This is a genomic window from Eikenella sp. HMSC071B05 (assembly GCF_001811325.1).
Classification (GTDB): Bacteria; Pseudomonadota; Gammaproteobacteria; order Burkholderiales; family Neisseriaceae; genus Eikenella; species Eikenella corrodens.
Window position 1 is genome coordinate 1 of sequence record NZ_KV804530.1, and the last position, 279, is coordinate 279.

The following is a 279-nucleotide window of genomic DNA, read 5'->3' on the forward strand; positions in this document are numbered from 1 at the left end:
CAACCCGGACAGCAGCCGCAACCTGCCCCCGCACCCACCGTTGCCGCCGGCAACGGTAGCACCGCTGCCGCACCTGTACTGTCGGTGCTGCCTGCTTTTGCCGACGGCAACATTCAGGTAACCGAACACTTGGATAACGATGGCGGCAAAATTACCGCCAACGGCATGACCGAACTATCGGTTGGCCGGCAACTGGACAACCAAGCCAAATTGCATGTCGGCCGACTAACCGCCAACGGGCAGGAAGTGGATAACCGGCAAGGCAGCATACTGGCCAAC

At 60.6% G+C, this 279-nt stretch carries 1 protein-coding gene; it reads left to right on the top strand.

Annotation, left to right across the window (positions count from 1 at the left end; all coding sequences use genetic code 11):
- Positions 1 to 279, top strand: a 279-nt coding sequence (locus HMPREF2796_RS00855; RefSeq protein ID WP_141749121.1) for a hypothetical protein, incomplete at both ends; no start/stop codon positions are given.